Source organism: Rhizobium sp. 25PS6, from assembly GCF_032464655.1.
GTDB lineage: Bacteria > Pseudomonadota > Alphaproteobacteria > Rhizobiales > Rhizobiaceae > Rhizobium > Rhizobium laguerreae.
In genome coordinates, this window is sequence record NZ_JAWDIV010000031.1 from 57,814 (window position 1) to 75,937 (window position 18,124).

An 18,124-nucleotide genomic window follows, 5' to 3' on the forward strand; every position below is an offset into this window, starting at 1 on the left:
GTAACGCCCGGTGCCGATTGAAGAAGCGTTGGACCAACAGCACATTGCCACCCCAGCTCATAATCCGAGCCCCACCGAATGGCGAAAGGTCGCCCTCCGCTAGTACTGGCCGTTGGTGGCAATGGAATTCGGCAACAGGATTGGATGCTATGGAATCCTTGATAAGAAGACACGAAGCTCATCGACTGGGAGAACGCGAGGGCAGTCCTGACGATCACCATATTGATGAGAGCACTAAGGGTATTGTACTGGCTCAAAGATTGATTCCAACGGGAACCTTGGGCGCCGCGAATCGGGGCCGATTGTTGCAAGCCTTGTACGACATAGGGCCATCTAGCAGAGCAGATCTGGCCCGCCTTACCGGTGTGACTCGAGGAACTATCGGAGGGATTGTGCAGCCCCTGATCGATCAGGGTGTTCTTGCGGAAGGAGAAGTGATACCTCCGAACGAAACAGGGGGCAAGCCAGCTACCAAGTTATGGTTTTCCAAGGATGCAAGACCTATGTGCGCGGTGCTCCTGCTGCACGACCGCGTGAGTGCGTGTTTGGTCTCTTTGGAGGGCGAGGTCTATGCTCAACACGCCGCCGATTTTCCGAAGAACCTAACACACCCCTCCGACGCCTCACGCATTATATGCACCTGTGTCGAAGAAACTATCGCATCTGGCAAGCCGATCTTAGGGATAGGTGTAGCAGTGGCTGGAACGATCAATACGGAGACGGGCACAATTGTGACCGTCAGTCTCGGGCCATTCCTGGACGGCTTACCCCTCGAAGCCGAGTTGCACAAAAGATTTGGAGTTACCGTGTGTGTCGATCAGGATACCAGAGCTTTGCTGGTTGGAGACCGATGGTTTGGGCAAGGCCGCGGTCGGAGAAACTTCGCCTCGGTCCATATCGGCGAGACTTTGGGTGGAGCGCTTTACCTTGATGGGCATCTCTATCGGGGATCCGCAGGTGCAGGCGGTGAAATCGGTCATACGACCGTAGACATCAAAGGTCGGTTATGCCAGTGCGGCCGACGCGGATGCTGGGAATCAATTGCCAGCTCGAAGTGGTTAGCAGACGAGGCCAAGGTCAGGCGGCTGCCACAACCTCACTCATTGGATGTGAGCCGATTATTGACTCTGGCCAACGACAATGTCCCAGGCGCAAGAGAATTACTTCGCGACTACGCGTTCAATATCTCGGTCGGTCTGGCGAACCTCCAGCAGTTCATGGCGCCCAATTTCATCATTATTCACGGCGACATCGTACGAGGGGGAAACCCGATGCTTCATTTAATCCAGGAAAGCTTCCGGGAATTGGTATTCCATCGCCCGGGTGATGAAATTGCCCTTGCTTTCGGAGACAGCGAATGCCTGGCGGCTTTACGCGGTGCCGCCAGTCTTCTTCTTTCTGAATTGCTGAATTTCGTCATCTAATGACATCCGCTACAGATCCTTCGGAAGCTTCTTAAGTGGCGGCAAAATGGACTCCATTTGAAGCAATCTGGGAACGACCTGAGGCGGTCCGCGGTCATTGCCGGGATGTATCTGCAACTCGACGGTCACTCACTGTGCCGAGTGCGTTCGCGACCTCTTCAAGCATCCGGCTTGCTGGCGAAGACATTGACGCTGTCTCCGGGTTGGTTTGACTGGTCTGCCTCTCAGAGAGAGCATTCTCAATTTGAAACTCCGCTACAATCCCGCGCAACTGTTTTGCCTCGATGGCAAGTGCCGTACTTGCAGCCGTGGATTCCTCGGCCATGGCTGCATTTTGCTACGTAACCTGATCCATTTGATTGACTGTCCGGTTGACCTCAAAAAGGGTTGCGGACTGTTCGTTGGAAGCGGCGGTGACGGCATCAAGCTGAGTGTTGATCAGGACTATCTGTTGAATGATAATCTTGAGTGCTTCGCCGGTGTCTCGGGCCAGCTTGACGCCACTGCTGACCTCATCAACCGAATTGAGGATAAGATTCTTGATTTCTTTTGCTGCGTGCGCGGAGCGTTGAGCAAGCTCCCGCACCTCCTGGGCAACCACCGCGAAACCTTTTCCTGCCTCGCCGGATCGTGCCGCCTCGACGCCTGCGTTGAGCGCCAGAAGATTGGTCTGAAACGCGATTTCGTCGATGACCCCCACAATACTGGAGATCTGCGAGGATGACTGTTCGATGCGTTGCATTGCTGCCACAGCGCTTGAGACCACTTCGCCGGAGTGGCGCGCCGACTTGTTTGCCTCGATCGCAACATGTCGCGCCTCCGCTGTGCGCTTTGAGGAACTGGCGACGTTCTGGGTAATCTGATCCAAAGCGGCGGCGGTTTGCTCCAGTGAAGCAGCCTGATGCTCTGTGCGGCGTGACAGGTCCTGCGCGCTCAAACTGATTTCCTGCGCCCCGCCATCGATCGATTCAGTTGCGTCCGACACAGCTCTCAAGCTCTCAGCGAGTTGGGCAACGGCAGCATTGAAATTCGCCCGTAACGGTTCGAAGTCGTCGGCGAATTTGTCGTCGAGGCTGAACAGGAGGTTCCCGTCGGCGAGATGCCTTAGGCCTTCTGCAAGCCCGGACGTTGCCTCCGCCATATCCTGCGCTCGCCGATGCTCGGTCTCGGCGAGACGCGCACGTTCAATCTCATTTGCTTCACGGCTTGTCTCTGCATCCTTTTCGAAATCGCGCGCCCGTAACTCGTTGTCCTTGAATATCTGTACTGCCCGGGCCATCGATCCGATCTCGTCGCGGCGAATCGTTCCCTTAACAGTCGAAATGAGATCGCCGTCGGCTATGACCTCCATTGTCGTAACCATCTGCTTGATAGGTTTGACCAACCAGGAGCGAATTGCGAGAAAGCCGAAGCACGAGACAGCGAAGAGTGCCACAATAGCTGTTCCCAAACTCAGCACGGACGTGTCACGGACAACGCTTGAAACGTCACCACGCTTTTGCTCTGCGTCCGAAGCGAGTTTTTCCGTGACGGATGTGAATCTCGGTGAGACAGCAGCAAAGGCGGGTTGGCAAAGAGTGAGATAGAGTTGCTGCACCATGGCAAGCTCGGCTTCACTAGTTGCGCCGCGACCAACTGCGATGGCTGCACCACACGTATCGGTCAGGACGGAGAATCCATCCGCCTTCAACTTCGGCAGTTCGCTCTGCTCAGGAACTGCAGCGATCGCCAGATCCATGAACCTGACGAAGTTTTCTCGTGCGTCATTCAAGCCAGCTTCAGCGCGCGCCCTCGCCTCTTTCGACCGTGTCATCACCATGTCGCTGATGTTGGCACGCGCTGTTTCCAGACTTCGGTTCGACTGGGTCAAGCGTAGTGCTGCAGATGCATCTCTATCGAGAAGCTCCTGATATCTGTCGTTAACCTTCAGCATTTGCCGGTTCTGATAGAACGTCAGACCGAGTGCCAGGATGCCGAAGACAGCCACGATGATAAATAACTTACCGACAATGGAAACGTGTTTCACAGGCCACTCCTCTAAGCTCGGGATCACTTACGGCAGATGGATGTTCAGATTCTGATGGTTTGATGTCTCGGGTTTAAAAAAAATGGCTGCCGCCGACCTCGTAATCGACGACAGCCAAGTTGCCTGGGAGGGCAGGAGAAAAGAGTTGAAACCCCAGATGGCGATAGTAAGTGCACTTTCTGTCAGTCGCGGATCGCAGTCCCGGTTACTGGATCGAACCAGTGCAATTTCTCCAGGTCGACAGTCAATGGCAGCACCTGATTGGGTCGAGGCGTCAGCGCCGGTGGTATACGCGCCACGAGCCGGTTCTTACCCTTATTTAGAAAGTCTTCGGTATCTTCAGCATCGTTGATATTGACCGACGGTGACGCGATGTCGAAGAACACGAAGGTGTCGGCTCCAAGCGCTTCGGCAACCGGGATCTGCTCGTTGAACAACGCCTCGGCCTCGGGACAAACCTTAAACATCTCTGGGCGAATTCCAACAATGACTTGTCGCCCGGCGAAGGCCGACAGTGCCCCCTGGGCTGGGACCGAGAAGGATATTTTCGTTCCAGTTACCGCAGCTTTTAGCGACCTGCCTTCCGCCGTCAGCTCGACCCGAACAAAATTCATGGCGGGCGAACCGATGAACCCCGCGACGAACAGATTGGACGGCTTGTCGTAAAGCATCTGCGGCGTATCGATCTGCTGAAGATTACTCTCCTGTCCATTAAACACCGGCTTCAGCACAGCCACACGATCGCCCATGGTCATAGCCTCGACCTGATCGTGGGTCACATAAAGGGTTGTGACGCCGAGCCGCTGATTAAGGAGCTTCAGTTCGCCGCGCATCTGCACGCGGAGTTTGGCATCCAGGTTGGAAAGAGGCTCATCCATCAGGAACGCCATGGGATGGCGAACGATCGCCCGGCCCATCGCCACGCGTTGGCGCTGACCGCCGGACAATGCCCCGGGCTTGCGCTCTAAATAACGGGTAAGATCAAGCATTTCCGCTGCGTCGCGAACCAGCTTGTCGATCTTGTCCTTGGGCATTTTTCGCTGCTGCAGACCGAAGGCCATGTTGTCGTAAACGGTCATATGGGGGTAAAGCGCGTAGTTCTGAAAAACCATCGCAATATCCCGGTCCTGGGGTTCTGTCTCCGTCACGTCAGCGTCATCCATGAGCAGCCGGCCGCTGTTGAGCGCTTCAAGACCCGCTGCCATCCGCAATAGTGTCGACTTGCCACAACCCGACGGGCCGACCAACACGACGAATTCTCCGTCCGCGACCGAAAAACTTACATTCGCAACGGCAACGGTCCCGTCCGGAAAGGTCTTGCCGATCCCGTCGAAGGTCATGGACGCCATTTTTATGTACTCCCGCATTTTTCAAGCGAGGCAAGCCGCACCGTTTGTGCGGACATGCCCCTCGCCTTTGGTTCCGGCTTTAGCCGATGTTCACAGCCTTGCCGGTCGCGACGGATTCCTCGATCGCCGCCAGGATCTTTGTGTTTGCCAGACCGTCCTGTGCATCTGCCAGCAGCGGAGCGTCTCGCACGACGCTATCGACAAAGCGGGCAATGGATTCCAAGACAAAACCGCCGATCCGTGTCGCGCCGGTTGGTGTTATGCCGATGTAGTCATTGTATTTCAGTCCGCCGTCGACGATCTTGCGCAGGCCGCCATTATGGGTGGGGTCCGCCTGGACCTGGCCCTTTTCACCAACGAACTCGATCTTGAAATCAACGAGCGAAGGATTGTCACGCGACAGGATCCAGCTGTTCTCCATGGTCACGACCGTGCCCTTGGAAAATTCAAGCACCGACACATGGAAGTCTTTCGTATCCACGCCGGCGGCAAATAGGGTACCCGAGCGGGCAACCGAATAAACACGCACGACTTCGTCTGCGAGAATGAAACGTAGGACATCGACGAGGTGGCTGCCCAGGAACCAGAGTGCCGAAGACTTTGCAGCCCAGCTCAGCATTTCGAGCGGAACGAATGTCGTATTCGAAAGACGCGCAGTCCCGTGTTTGGCCAAGCCGATCTGACCGTTTTGGATCATGTCACGAACCTGGGCGAGGATCGGATTCACACGGTTGTGGAAATCAATCATCAGCTTGCCCTTGGACTTAGCGGCAGCCGCAGCGATTTCCTCGGCTTCACGCACCGTCGTCGCAAGCGGCTTTTCGCTCAACACGTGTTTATCGGCTTTCAGAGCCGCTAGAATGATCGGCGTGTGGGTAAAGTCAGGCGTTGCGACCGAGATGGCGTCGATCTGATCGCTTGAGATCAGCTTCTGGTAGTCGGTGAAGGCCTGCATTGCGCTGTAGCTTTCCTTCATCTTCAGCGCCCGGCCCTCATCAAGATCGCAGACGCCGACCAGATCGGTCTCCGGCAAGACATTAAAGGTATGGGCATGATTGCCGCCCCAGAGACCGGCGCCGATGACGCCCATTCGCAGTCTATTCATTTCATTACTCCATTCATAAAGGAAAGCTCAGCCCTTCACCGAACCAAAGGTGAGGCCTCGTACGACGTATCGATCGAAAACAAGGAAGATGATCATCGGAGGTATCATCGCGAGCACTGCGGCGGCGGCGATGTAGTTCCAGGTCACTCCGCTCGTTGCGAAATACCCAAGTGTTCCGATCGGAAGGGTGGCGGTCGAGCGTGAGCTCAGCACCAGCGGAAAAGCGGCGTTGTTCCACGCGAACACGAAGGCGAACATCGAGGTAACAATGATCCCAGGACGAACGATCGGTAGCGTGATCCGCAACATGATCGTGTACCAACGGGCGCCGTCCACCCGGGCAGCTTCCTCCAGTTCCACTGGCACCTCATCGATAAAGCTCTTCATCAACCAGACGGAAAACGGGATCGTCAGCGTCTGTAGGACCAGGATCATCGAAAAGTAGGAACCCTGGAGGCCAATGCGCGTGATGAGGATGAAATATGGGATCAGAAACGCGACCGGCGGGGCCATCAACAGCCCGAGATACCACAACATGATGTTCTTCTTGCCGCGGAGCTTGAAACGGGACAACGCGTAGGCTGCGGGAACCGAAAAAGGCAGATTGAGTAGCACAGCACCGATCGCGACGATGAGGCTGTTGACCAGTTGCGGCGCGTTGGTGCCAGGATCGACGAGGATGTGCCGGAATGCGTCGAGATTGGGCTCGAATGTGAGTTGCGGCGGCATGGTGAACGCCGTCTCAGCCGGCCGGATCGCAAGGGCGATGAACCACAGGATCGGACCGACGAAGATTGCCAGGAAGAGGAGGCCGGCGGCGTAGGTGAGTGCCGTGTTGAAGCTCGTGTGTCGGCGCGACATTTTACCACTCCTCGTTTCGGAACGCGAAGAAGACGTACAGTGCAACGATGACGTTGACGATCAGCACGGTGATCCAGGTCATGGCACTGACCAGTCCGATGTTGAAGTTCACAAGGCCCTGTTCGTAGAGTGAGTATCCAAGGGTGCGTGTAGACGTGCCCGGTCCGCCGCGCGTGAGCACAAGCACCGTGTCGAAGGTGTTGAAGATCTGCATGAAGCGCAGCATGACGATAATGATTGCGGTGCGTTTGATCAGCGGTAGCTTGATCCGCATCAGGATCGTCCATGCAGACGCGCGATCCAGGCGTGCGGCCTCCAAAATCTCGTCCGGCACGGCCAAAAGGCTCGCATAGAGAACGATTGCAAAGAACGGTGTCCACTGCCAGATGTCGACGAAGAGGATCGCCGCGAGTGCTGTCGATGGCGAGCCAAGAATTCCTTCTGCGGGAACGGGGAGCCAGAGCGACTGCAACACCCAACTCAACAGGCCACCGCCGGGATCATAGAGGTAGCGGAACAAAAAGCCGACGACGATGGGCGCGATCGTTGTTGGCAGGATCAGCAGGGCCCGCACGATGTTCATGCCCGGCAGTGCCTTGAGCAGAATGAGCGCGATCGCCAGGCCAAACGTGAACTCAAGTGCCGTGCCAAGGATCGACAGGATCAGGGTATTAGTGAGCGCGGCGCGAAAGTCGAACGCGTTGAAGGCCTGCACATAATTCTCGAACCCAATGAACTGGAGCGGCTCCGGGCCGATTTGCAGGTTCCAGAAATAGAAGCTCGATCTTAGGGCAAACAGCAAGGGGTAGGCGATCAGAGCGAGCAGCATCACCACCGAAGGCGCAATCAGCAAGTAGGGCAGGTTTCGTCCGATAAAGCTCTTCCGGGCGGGCCCGAGGGCTCGCGGAGAGCAAACAGTAGTCGTGTGCATTGCCAGATCCAGTTCTTCTTCACTTGGCTGCCGGCGCGATCGCTCTCGCGCCGGCCCGAGGAGAACTCTAATTAGTTCTTGGCGATCAGGGCTTTGGCCCCATCAAGAGTATCTGTGTAGCTATCCTTCTGATAAGGGATCATGAGATTGCCCTTCAGGATGCTCTCGAACAGGCTGTTGGCGCGCTGGAGGCCGGTCTTCGGCTCTTCGCTACCGGTCAGAAGCTGGTTCAATGTGAGACCCAACACGCTTTCGATGGCTGTGTAACCAGGGACAGGCGGGCGTGTGATCTTGCCGTTGCCCTGCTTCATCATCGCATACTGCACATCGAGGTAAGGATAGATCGCCTTGACTTCCTCGTCTTGATAGAGCGAAATGCGCGCAAAGTCGGAGAACTGGTAGTTGAGGTCCGGCCAAAGGGCCATTTTCTTCTGCGTGGCTTTCGAGGTCGCCCATTTGATAAAGGCGTAGCCTGCTTCTTGCCTTTCGGAACTCGATGGAATGCCAAGGCTCCAGCCGCCGAGACTAACCGTCTGAGGCACGCCCTCGGCCTTCGGCAAGGCCGCCGTTACGTACTTATCCATGATGTCCGACTTTTTGCCGGTCATGTAGCCCGAGTTCTTGATTAGATAGAAGTACGGGGTCCACCAGTAGAACATGCCGATATCGCCCTTGGCGAAACGGGTGCCGGCATCGAACCAAACATAGTTGATCGCTTCAGGCGGAGACAACTTGTAGAGCTGCCTATAGACTTCGACAGACTTGATCCAGGCGGGGCTCGTCAGTTGCGGGGAGAAATCCCACGGAGCGGCCGGGAAAGATTTGAACCAATTCGCGCCGTGGCTTGCCGACACCTGCGTAAACATGTGGACGATCGGCGACGGCTGGGAACCGCAAACGACGGTTGGAAAGAGCGGCTTACCGGCGAATGATTTGCCTTCCATCGACTTCAGTGTGTCGATGTATTTCGTCCAGGTCCAGTCTTCCGATGTCTCGGTCGGCGGCGCTGCAATGCCGAGTTCGTCAAAGACGTCCTTGCGATACATGACCCCCTGCGCATAGGCGGCAACCGGCAGTGTGCCAACTTGGCCGCGCCACATATTCGAGGAGTAAAGGACCTCGGGGATGAAGTCGGAGAGGTCGAATTCGCTGTCCTTGGCAATAAAATCGTTCAGCGAGATGATCCAGCCGTTGTCGAGATATTGCCCGAGCCACATCTGGTCGACGACGATGACATCGGCGTCGGAGGTCTTGGCGACAAAGGCAGACACGAGGCGCGATTGAAGGGCGTCATAGGAGAGACTCTCCAGTTCGACTTTGATGCCGGTTTCCTTCTCGTATTCTGGCACCAGCGCCTTCATTGAGAAAAAAAATGGGTCTTCAACGGACAGGACGCGCAAGGTGTTCGCATCCTGCGCGGCACCCCTCCGTGGAATGGCCAATGATCCCGCGCCAGCCACAAGAGCTGCGACGGAAGCGCTTTTCAGCAGGTCACGTCGCGACATATTTCCGATATCGATTGTCATAAACAGCCTCCTCAGTTGCTTCGTATCCCAACCCCGGCCCTTCAGCGCAGCCCCTGGGCTTCCGCTTGTCGATACTGAGATTGTTACCCCTAATGTGCTTTTTGTAAGCAGTTAGTTTGTACCTCGCACAAACGTATGTTAGTGTCAAGAAGTTGTCGCGGCGAAAATTCCGGCGCGGTACTGCGGTTGTCATCGAGGTCCTGCTTGCATCACCGGAAAGGGCCTTATGTTGTATGGCCGTTCGATAATGTACGGGCTAAAAGGATCCGGTAGATTGGAGAAGAGAATTGAAGTTTGAGAGCCAGCCGTCCTATTCGTTGGGCCAGCGCACCCCTGCCAGCAGAGAAGTCGCCGTCGGCGAGAACGGCGGTAACGTGACACTTGTCTCCCAATCGGCGCTTGGAGCGATAAACCGCGGTCGCGTCCTTCAAGCCTTATATGACAACGGACCCAAAAGCCGGGCAGATCTCGCTCGACTTGCAGGTGTCAACCGGACCACGATAACCGGTATTGTGCAGCCGATGATCGAAGACCAGCTTCTTATTGAGGGAGATGCGTCGCCTTCCGACGTCAAAGGCGGCAAGCCGGCTCGTCCGCTTTATTTTAACCCCGATGCACCGATGCTTGGCGCGGTCCTCCTTCTGCCCGGCACGATACAAACATGCCTCGTGGCGTTAACCGGTGAGATCAAGGCCGTTGCGAAAGCTGAATTTGATACGCATGGCGACACAGAAGCATTCACCGCGGTCATGACGGAGACGCTTACTGCCACACTGTCTCAGGCCCAGCAGGCGCCGTTTGGCATTGGCGTGGCCTCTGCTGGAATGATCGACAGTGACAATGGAACCATTCTCACCGTCAATCTTGCTCCCGTTCTAACGGGACTTCCCCTCGTAGCAATACTACAAGAACGCTTCTCTCTTCCGGTTGCCATCGATCACCACCCCCGTGCCTTGCTTGTTGGGGACAGATGGTTCGGACCCGGTCGCGGTCAACAAAATTTCGCAGCGGTCTATACTGGCGAGGTTCTCGGCGGCGCCTTCTTCATCGACGGCAAGGTCTATCGTGGACTCGCCGGATCCGGCGGCGAGCTCGGGCACACCGTGGTGCAGATCGATGGTGCCCCTTGCAACTGCGGAAAGCACGGCTGCTGGGAGACGGTCGCTGCTCTTCCGTGGTTACGAAAGGAAGCCGCCCGAATGGGCTTGCCGCATCCCAAGAGCATCACCTGTGCCAGGCTTGTCAAGGAAGCAGACGAAGGCTCGAATGCGGCAGAGGAGCTTCTCGTCCGTTACACACGGAACGTGGCTTTCGGCATCGTCAATCTGCAGCAAACACTCTCCCTCAACTCCTACGTCCTTCATGGAGACGTCGCCGGAGGCGGAATGAAGGCAGCAGAGCTGATCAGGCAGCATGTAGAGCAGCTAGTGGTGAAGAGACCTGGTCAGGAGATATCGATCACGGTGAATGGTATCGGCGAAGGCCATACGGCTCTGCGCGGCGCCGCCGGTCTGGTTTTATCCAGCCACCTCAAGCTGGTCATTTGAGGCTTTGTAGCGACACCGATATGCAACGAAGGGGCTTGCGGACCTGTTGTGTCGATTCGCGCCGGGCAAGGCCTGTCCGGTAGGCTTCTTAAAGAGACTCAGGCGCGCTATCGAATTTTCTAAGGTCGGGATTTGGGCTTGCGACCGTTAAGGTAAGGACTGCCATCGTCTGCGACGGCGGCGGAAAAGAGAGAGGCAAAGAACGGAATGCAGGCCGCCCCGATCGCGCCGGCGCGAGGGCCAAGTCGAGAGGCCTCAACTGCGGCAGCCTCCAAGCCGCGCGACGGGCCAAGGATTGGCTGACTGGAAATTGCGCGTACCAGCCTGTCTGTCACTAGTTCTGGCAGCCGTCCCCCAAGGACAATCAGCGCGGGGTCGAACATCGCCGTAGCTACACGCACCGTCTCGCTGAGCTGCTTTCCGGCGCGTTCAATCCAGATTTCTAACGCCGCTTCGGCGCTATCTGGCAACCGATCGAGGTCGATGAAGTCGTGGATGGCGAAGCCGGCACTGTTGAGGGTGGCAAAAAGGTCTTGGCCGGATGGGCGCGGCTGGTCGTACGGGTAGAGAACTCCGGGCAGGCAGGCGTTTCCATTGACACCGCGGTACGGCCGCCCGTCGATAACCGCCCCTCCCCCGACACCGTGTCCGATGTGAATGAAGAACATCGGATCAGGCTGCGGGATGCGTCCGCCGAACACATACTCTCCGAGCGATGCAGCTGTTCCATCATTCTCGATGTAATAGGGCGCTTCGAAAGTCGCTTTAAAAGCTTGGTCCGCCTCACCATCATCGAAAGCCGGGAAGAAGCTGTGGGCCTTGAGGATGTGCGACATCGTGCCGAAATTGCCGGGCACCGAGCAGCCGACCCCGAGAAGGCGATCTTTAGGCGTGCCAAGATCGGTCAGCATCGCTGCGATAGCAGCCTGCGCCGCCTCTGCCACAGACAAAGCTGTGCTGGTCTCGATGTCTACAGATCGGGAGGTAAGAATCTTACCCGCTAGATCAGCAATTGCTACCTCCATTCGGGAGACCGAGAATGTTATTCCCGCGGAAAGATATCGGTCAGCCCGCAAGCTCAGCAAGCGCCGAGGCTGGCCTTGGGCGCCGGTCCGCTCGACCACCTCGATCAGAAGTCCGATCTCAATTAAGCGACCTATCAGCCGAGTGACAGAAGCACCTGTCATGCCGGACCGTTCCGCCAGGTCGACCCGCGCAATCTGCTTGCCTACGAAAATCAGTTCGACCAGTCGTCGTTCGTTCCGTGAAAGGTCCATTGGTTCCAAGAGTGTCAAATTGTCAGCAGCCAAACAGCTATTGCAATATATATTAAATTACGCAATGTAATTAATCTGTCATGAGGATCCTTTAAGAAAGCCAAACCGGAATGACCGCCAAAATGAAATGGGAGAACACCATGCACCAGATCAAACGATTGTTGAGCCTCGCCGCCGTGCTGATCGCGATCGCCTCTCCGGCCTTGGCAAAGAGTCTCGTCGTTTATTCACCTCAGGGGGAAGAAAACGTTCAATGGATAATCGACCAGGCTAAAGGCGCCGGTCACGACGTGCAGTTTCTGCGCGCACCCGGAGGAGAACTTTTTGATCGGCTGGTCGCCGAGAAGAACAACCCCCAGGCCGACGTCGTACTTGGCATGGTCGACGCGTCTATGGCTCTGCTCAAAAAGAATGGCCTGTTCCAGCCATACACACCAGCCTGGGCGGCGGACCTGCCTGCGCACTACAAGGACAAGGAAGGCATTGTCTACAAATTCTGGAGCACACCGGTCGTCATCGCCTATGAGTCTGACAAGCTTGCCGCTGAGCGGGCGCCGAAAAGCTGGCTGGACCTGACAAGGGGCGAATACAAAGGCAAATACGTCATCGGCAACACCGCCTGGCAGACGACAAGGGTCTATCTTGCCGGCATCTTGGCCCGGTTCCTCGACGACAAGGGCGAAGTCACTCAGGCTGGATGGGATTTTCTTGGCGCATTCTATGCGAACGCGATCGTTGTCGATGACGCCGATGCGCGCAAGGAAGCCTTCAAATCGGGCGGTGCGATCATCAATCTGAACTGGTTCGGCGGCGTCATCAAGGACGCCAAGGAGCTCGGCATGCAAGTCAAGGTCATTGACCCGGAAGGTGGCACGCCCGTCATCTCTGAAGGCGTGGCGATCATGGCGGGAACCGATCAGCTGGAGCAGGCAAAGGCATTCGTCGACTGGTTCGGCTCTGCCGATGTCATGGCCGGCTACGCCAAGAAATTCGGTCAGGTTCCGGTGCTGCCGGCGGCTTTGGCCAAATCACCGCCAGAGGTGCAGGCGAATGCGAAACTAGTCAAGGCGCAGCCGATCGATTGGGATGCCGTCGCGCCCAAACTGGACGGCTGGTTGCAGAAGATCGAGCTAGAAATCCGGTGAGGATGTAGGGCCGGGCGACGCAGATCGCCAGGCTTCTCAGGAGTATGTTTATGCCGACCCCGATCCTCATCATCGATAAACTGCATATTGGCTATGGCGACAAGGTTGTCATCAGCGACCTCTCGCTTGAGATTCACGAAGGCGAGTTCGTTGCTCTGCTCGGGGCTTCCGGCAGCGGCAAATCCAGCGTCCTAAGGACCCTGGCTGGCTTTCATCCGGTCATGAGCGGTCGGATTATTCTTGAAGGAAAAGATATTACCATCGAGCCTCCGGAGCGGCGCAACGTCGGCATGGTATTCCAGAACTATGCGCTGTTTCCAACGATGACGGCTTTCGAGAATATCGCCTTTGCTTTGCGTGTGGCGAAGATCCCGCAGGGCGAGATTGTCAAGCGTGTCACCCAGATCGCCGAAACATCCGGGATTACGGAGCAACTGCACAAGAAGCCCGCGACCATGTCAGGTGGGCAACAACAGCGGGTCGCGATTGCGCGCGCGCTCGTCGCGGGCTCCAAGGTGCTTTTGTTCGACGAACCGTTGTCCAATCTCGACGCCAAGGTGCGAGTGACGATGCGCCGCGAGATCAAGAGGCTCCAGCAGGAATTTGGCTTCACGGCGGTCTTTGTCACGCATGATCAGGAAGATGCACTCACCATGTCCGACACGATCGTCGTGCTGGCGAACGGTGGCGTTGAACAGATCGGTGACGGACGTACTCTTTATCGAAAGCCCGCGACGCCGTTCATCTGCGAGTTTATCGGCACCGCCAACGAACTGCTCGCACCGGTTGTCGCGCAAATTCTGGGCCGCGACGTTCGGGGGCGCATCTTTGTCCGCCACGAAGATGTGTTCGTCGGGAAAGCGGTAGAAGCCGGGTTGCCGGCGACCGTCCGCCATGTGGAATTTCTTGGCGCCCACAGCCGCATCGACCTGGATGCCGGCGGACACTTAATTTCGGCCGCCAGGATGGGGCACGAGTTACCTGAAATCGGTGAGACCGTGTCCTGGACGGTCCGGCCGGGCTCGGCGCATATCTTCGAGGAAGCGGGCAGATGAACCGCGCGGCGCCCGTCGAGCGCGTAGTCTATTGGATCGGAGTGGCGGCCCTGATCTGGATCGTCATCACCTTCCTGATCCTGCCGCTAGTGGCGTCACTTCATGCGGCCTTTTTCAAGGACGGCAGCCTGGTGGTCGGCCAGATCGCAAGCGAACTTTCAAGATCACGAAGAGTGCGCGCTGCCCTTTGGAACACGCTTTGGATGACGTCAGCGACCATGGTTACGGTGACCATTGTCGGGATGTTCCAGGTCGTCGTCCTTGAATATTTTCACGTACGCGGTCGCGCACTCTTAAAAATCGCCTATGCAACGCCCCTGGTCTTCGGCGGTGTCGTTGCGGCGGCGGGCTACAACTTCACCTATGGTCCCAGCGGTGCGGTGACACATCTGGTGAAGGCCGCCGTCTCCAGCCTCCCGCAAGCCTGGTTCATCGGCTGGTTTGGCGTGCTTTTCACGCATACCTTTCTGATGACCAACTTTTACTATCTTTTTCTGCGCGCTGCGATGCGCCGCGTCGACTACGCAACAATCGAAGCTGCGCGCAGTATGGGTGCCTCGGAATATACCATCCTGTGGCGTGTGGTACTGCCCGCGATCATGCCGACGTTCCTCGCCGTCACCCTTCTCACCCTTTACACCGCAATCAGCTCTTTCGCCGCCCCTCAGGTGCTGGGCGGTCGCGATTTCCACATGCTGAGCCAGATGGTGCTGACCTTGAACAGCCTGCGCCGTCCCGACATGGCCGCCTTACTCGCGCTTATGATGGGACTATGTCTCATGGCGCTTATACTGCTGTCTCAATATTTCGAAGCGCGCGGCTCCTATGTCGGCGGCGCGAAAGCGACTGCGCCCATCCAGCTACGCAAAATTTGCAGCCCCATCGGCAATGCAGTGCTACATTTGTTTGCCTATCTTCTCGTGGCTATCTATACGGTGCCGATCGCGCTTGTCGTACTCTTCTCCTTCGCCCCTGCCGCGAGCATCGGCATCGAAGTGATCCCATCCAGCCTGACACTGAAGAACTATACCCGCGTCTTCACCGAAGGCAGCGCCTTTCTTCCGTTTTTCAACTCCATAGTGATGAGCCTTGTCGCGGTATCGGCGGCGCTCGTCGTTACACTGTTTGCCGTCCCGGTTATTCTTGGCCGCCGCAGTTGGCTGACGCGCCTTCTGGACATCACTTTCTTCCTGCCATGGGTAGTTCCTAGTATTCTGCTCGCTGTCGGGCTGATCGTCACCTTTGACTCGCCAAACCCGCTCGTTGGAAACGCAGTCCTCCTCGGCGGCTACTGGCTCCTGCCGATTGGCTACGCCATCGTCGCCTTGCCGCTGATGGTGAGGTTCCTGAGGGCCGCCTTCGTAGGAATTGATCCGGCCTATAACGAGGCCGCCCGCTCGATGGGCGCCACCGGTCTTTATCGCTATCGCCGCATCATTCTGCCGATAGTGGCGCCGACTGTAATCCTCGTCGCCGGGATGGCCTTCAACGATCTCCTGTCGGAATACCCCTTGTCGGCCTTTCTATACAACGTCAATAACAAGCCGCTGCCGATTGCAATCGTAGACAGCTCGCTGTCTGTCGATCCTGAGCAGGCGGCCCTCAACCTCGTCTACGTCAATCTGATCATGGTGTTTTCAATGGCGATCATTCTGTTGGCCGAGCGGATCGGCCTTGGCAAAGGTCCAGAAACCACAACATTGTAGAACAGGAGACTGATCCATTGGATACCTGCATCACCGTCTGGCATTGGCCGCACCAGGAGCGTTGGTACGACGAAGGCATTCGCAACTCGCTCACCCTCATTAAGGAAGCTGGCTTCACACACATCAACTGGAATCCCGACTCCGGCAGTTCGTACTGGCTGGCCGACGCCGAGATCGAGTTTACAAGCAGGATCGTGGCCGATGCTGGGCTGAAAGTGCACTCGGTTCATGCCAGCAATGGCCGCAATCCTATCACCGAGATCGGCTACAAAAACCCTGGCCCTTTCGCGATGGAGACGCGCAAGGACTTCCTGTCGCCGCATGAATGGCAGCGCCGCAGCGGAGTCGAGCTGTTGCGTAACCGTGTCGACCTGGCGGCCGCGTTCCAGTCCCCCAATATCGTTCTGCACATCGATATCAACGACAACGTCTTCGGCAGCGAAGCCGCCGAACGAGCGTTCTTCGACCCCCTTTTCCAGTCTCTCGACGAAATCAGGCCTTACTGCGTCGAAAAGGGCGTCCAGATTGCCGCGGAAACTCTCCTCTGCGCCAACGCCCAGAATTTCCTCAACCTCTATGATCGGCTGTTCGCTCGATACGGCAAGGAGTTCATCGGCGTCTGCTTCGATTGTGGCCACTGGGAACTGATCGAGCCAGGCAAGCTCAGCGTGCTTGAGCGTTTCGCGGATCGCGTCATTGCTACTCACATTCACGACAATTTCGGAGCAGTGGATGACCATCTCTTGCCATTCGACGGACGATTAGATTGGCACACGATCGCCTCGGCGATCGCCTCAACTCCTTATCAGACTCCGCTCAACTTCGAGACGCCAATTGACCGGTATGGGATACCAGAATCCGCCTACTATCGCCGCGCTCACGGTGTTGCTGTTAGGCTTGAGGAGATGGTAGCCGAGGCGCGCGAGAGGAAAAGCAGTGATGGCGAATGCGCCTGCCCTCGACAATTCTTCACTACGTCGTGACAAAGGTAGCAGCGTTGACGTTTGAACCGTTCCGCGGTCCAGATGGATGGACAGTTTAGACCAAAGAATCTGTCGGCTTCGTCGGTGTCGTCGAATGGGTCAGCAAATGGCCTTCGGGGCAGCGATAGCCATCGGTCTCGGGTTCGAAGACGAACGTCGACTTGCGCATCATGACGGGCTTGGGCGGAGTGGGATTGCGATAGCCTGTGACGCCAAGGATCTGCCGGTCTTCCAGGCCCTTGGCGATGCCCGGCGTAGCATAGCCGGCATCCAGCCCGTCCGCGCCGACATCGAAGCCGAAACGGGTCTGCTGCCGGTCGAGCCTTGAGAGATAGACGATCGAGTCGTGGACATTGGCTGGCGTGACATAAGTATCGGTGATGATGGCGAGCTTGCCGTCCATCGTGCGATGATCGAGAGAGAAGAAGCCCTTCGGCCTGCCGTCGCGCACCATATAGCCGCTGTCTGAACGCTGCGCGTAACCTTAGTCGTCGTCACCTCCGGCCGGCGTTCCTTGTCCTTCAAGGGCTTCTGGCCGTGCAGCTTGCGTTCGGCCTCGATCGCCGCATCCAGATCGGCCAAGTAGTCGGCGCGCGACTTCTCGACCATTGCAAGATCGTATTCGCCCTTGTTGGCATTGGCCTTCAGATGGGTCGAATCCGTGTAACGCCACCGTGCCGACCAGCCCGTGGCCGATCGCCTGTTCGACGATGTAATCGAAGATGTCCCGGGCAACCGATTTATCGTTGTAACCGCGGCGGTTCTGGGCTGAGCGTCGGGGCGTCGAACACTCGCAGCAATCTGACGGCGGGGAAAATCCCCGCCGCTTCGATGTTATCTCGGAAAGACCGGCTTACGCCATGGCCTTCTGCAGGTTCTGGTCGATCTTGTCGAGGAAGGCGGTGGTTGAGAGCCACGGCTGGTCGGGGCCGATCAACAGCGCCAGGTCCTTGGTCATGAAACCGGATTCGACGGTGTCGACGCAGACCTTTTCGAGCGTCGCGGCGAAGCGGGCGAGCTCGGCATTGTCGTCGAGCTTGGCGCGATGCGCCAGGCCGCGGGTCCAGGCGAAGATCGAGGCGATCGAGTTCGTCGAGGTTTCCTGGCCCTTCTGGTGCTGGCGGTAATGGCGGGTGACCGTGCCGTGAGCGGCTTCGGCTTCGACCGTCTTGCCGTCGGGCGTCAGCAG

General features: G+C 57.1%; 14 protein-coding genes and 1 pseudogene. 6 read left to right on the forward strand and 9 right to left on the reverse strand.

From position 1 onward, the window contains the following. Positions 1-149: 149 nt before the first annotated feature. Positions 150-1,424, forward strand: coding sequence for an ROK family protein (locus RWK44_RS32480; protein WP_127431437.1), 1,275 nt, complete (start codon positions 150-152; stop codon positions 1,422-1,424). Between the two features lie 337 nt (positions 1,425-1,761). Here the strand turns inward: RWK44_RS32480 and RWK44_RS32485 are convergent, their stop codons facing one another. The 6 genes from RWK44_RS32485 to RWK44_RS32510 form a co-directional block, all read right to left on the reverse strand. Continuing rightward, the gene (locus RWK44_RS32485; protein WP_410056153.1) at positions 1,762-3,450 is read right to left on the reverse strand and encodes a methyl-accepting chemotaxis protein; all 1,689 of its coding nucleotides are present in this window, start codon (positions 3,448-3,450) and stop codon (positions 1,762-1,764) included. 182 nt (positions 3,451-3,632) lie between these two features. After that, on the reverse strand, positions 3,633-4,799 hold the full coding sequence (locus RWK44_RS32490; protein ID WP_183855951.1) for an ABC transporter ATP-binding protein: 1,167 nt from the start codon (positions 4,797-4,799) through the stop codon (positions 3,633-3,635). Positions 4,800-4,878: 79 nt separating this feature from the next. Next, on the reverse strand, positions 4,879-5,904 hold the full coding sequence (locus tag RWK44_RS32495) for a Gfo/Idh/MocA family protein (protein WP_127431440.1): 1,026 nt from the start codon (positions 5,902-5,904) through the stop codon (positions 4,879-4,881). Between the two features lie 27 nt (positions 5,905-5,931). Continuing rightward, entirely contained in the window at positions 5,932-6,765 is an 834-nt protein-coding gene (locus RWK44_RS32500) for a carbohydrate ABC transporter permease (RefSeq protein ID WP_027681768.1), read from the reverse strand. A 1-nt stretch (position 6,766) separates the two neighbouring features. Then, a complete protein-coding gene (locus RWK44_RS32505) occupies positions 6,767-7,696 on the reverse strand; it encodes a carbohydrate ABC transporter permease (protein WP_221986521.1) in 930 nt (309 codons plus the stop codon). Positions 7,697-7,767: 71 nt separating this feature from the next. After that, positions 7,768-9,222, reverse strand: a complete 1,455-nt coding sequence (locus RWK44_RS32510) for an ABC transporter substrate-binding protein (protein WP_310856085.1) — start codon at positions 9,220-9,222, stop codon at positions 7,768-7,770. Positions 9,223-9,509: 287 nt separating this feature from the next. On the opposite strand from RWK44_RS32510, the gene RWK44_RS32515 reads away from it, so the two are divergent. Beyond that, the gene (locus tag RWK44_RS32515; protein ID WP_316029968.1) at positions 9,510-10,769 is read left to right on the forward strand and encodes an ROK family transcriptional regulator; all 1,260 of its coding nucleotides are present in this window, start codon (positions 9,510-9,512) and stop codon (positions 10,767-10,769) included. 119 nt (positions 10,770-10,888) lie between these two features. On the opposite strand, the gene RWK44_RS32520 is transcribed toward RWK44_RS32515, so the two are convergent. Beyond that, the gene (locus RWK44_RS32520) at positions 10,889-12,079 is read right to left on the reverse strand and encodes an ROK family transcriptional regulator (protein WP_244604858.1); all 1,191 of its coding nucleotides are present in this window, start codon (positions 12,077-12,079) and stop codon (positions 10,889-10,891) included. A 128-nt stretch (positions 12,080-12,207) separates the two neighbouring features. On the opposite strand from RWK44_RS32520, the gene RWK44_RS32525 reads away from it, so the two are divergent. The 4 genes from RWK44_RS32525 to RWK44_RS32540 are packed head-to-tail and all read left to right on the forward strand — an operon-like array spanning position 12,208 to position 16,935. Continuing rightward, the gene (locus RWK44_RS32525; protein WP_246642652.1) at positions 12,208-13,191 is read left to right on the forward strand and encodes an extracellular solute-binding protein; all 984 of its coding nucleotides are present in this window, start codon (positions 12,208-12,210) and stop codon (positions 13,189-13,191) included. Positions 13,192-13,241: 50 nt separating this feature from the next. Then, positions 13,242-14,246 (forward strand): ABC transporter ATP-binding protein, encoded by a 1,005-nt coding sequence (locus RWK44_RS32530; protein ID WP_168257362.1) that lies wholly within the window; start codon positions 13,242-13,244, stop codon positions 14,244-14,246. Further along, the gene (locus tag RWK44_RS32535; RefSeq protein WP_127431446.1) at positions 14,243-15,952 is read left to right on the forward strand and encodes an ABC transporter permease; all 1,710 of its coding nucleotides are present in this window, start codon (positions 14,243-14,245) and stop codon (positions 15,950-15,952) included. The genes RWK44_RS32530 and RWK44_RS32535 overlap by 4 nt, the downstream gene beginning before the upstream one ends. 17 nt (positions 15,953-15,969) lie before the next feature. Continuing rightward, positions 15,970-16,935: a sugar phosphate isomerase/epimerase family protein gene (locus tag RWK44_RS32540; protein WP_127431447.1), complete on the forward strand. Its 966-nt coding sequence runs from the start codon at positions 15,970-15,972 to the stop codon at positions 16,933-16,935. Between the two features lie 85 nt (positions 16,936-17,020). On the opposite strand, the pseudogene RWK44_RS32545 reads toward RWK44_RS32540, so the two are convergent. Beyond that, positions 17,021-17,726, reverse strand: a pseudogene (locus tag RWK44_RS32545) (IS5/IS1182 family transposase); the annotation flags it as partial. A gap of 62 nt (positions 17,727-17,788) precedes the next feature. Next, positions 17,789-18,124: isocitrate/isopropylmalate family dehydrogenase (locus RWK44_RS32550; protein WP_316028578.1), on the reverse strand; the 336-nt coding region annotated here is incomplete at its 5' end.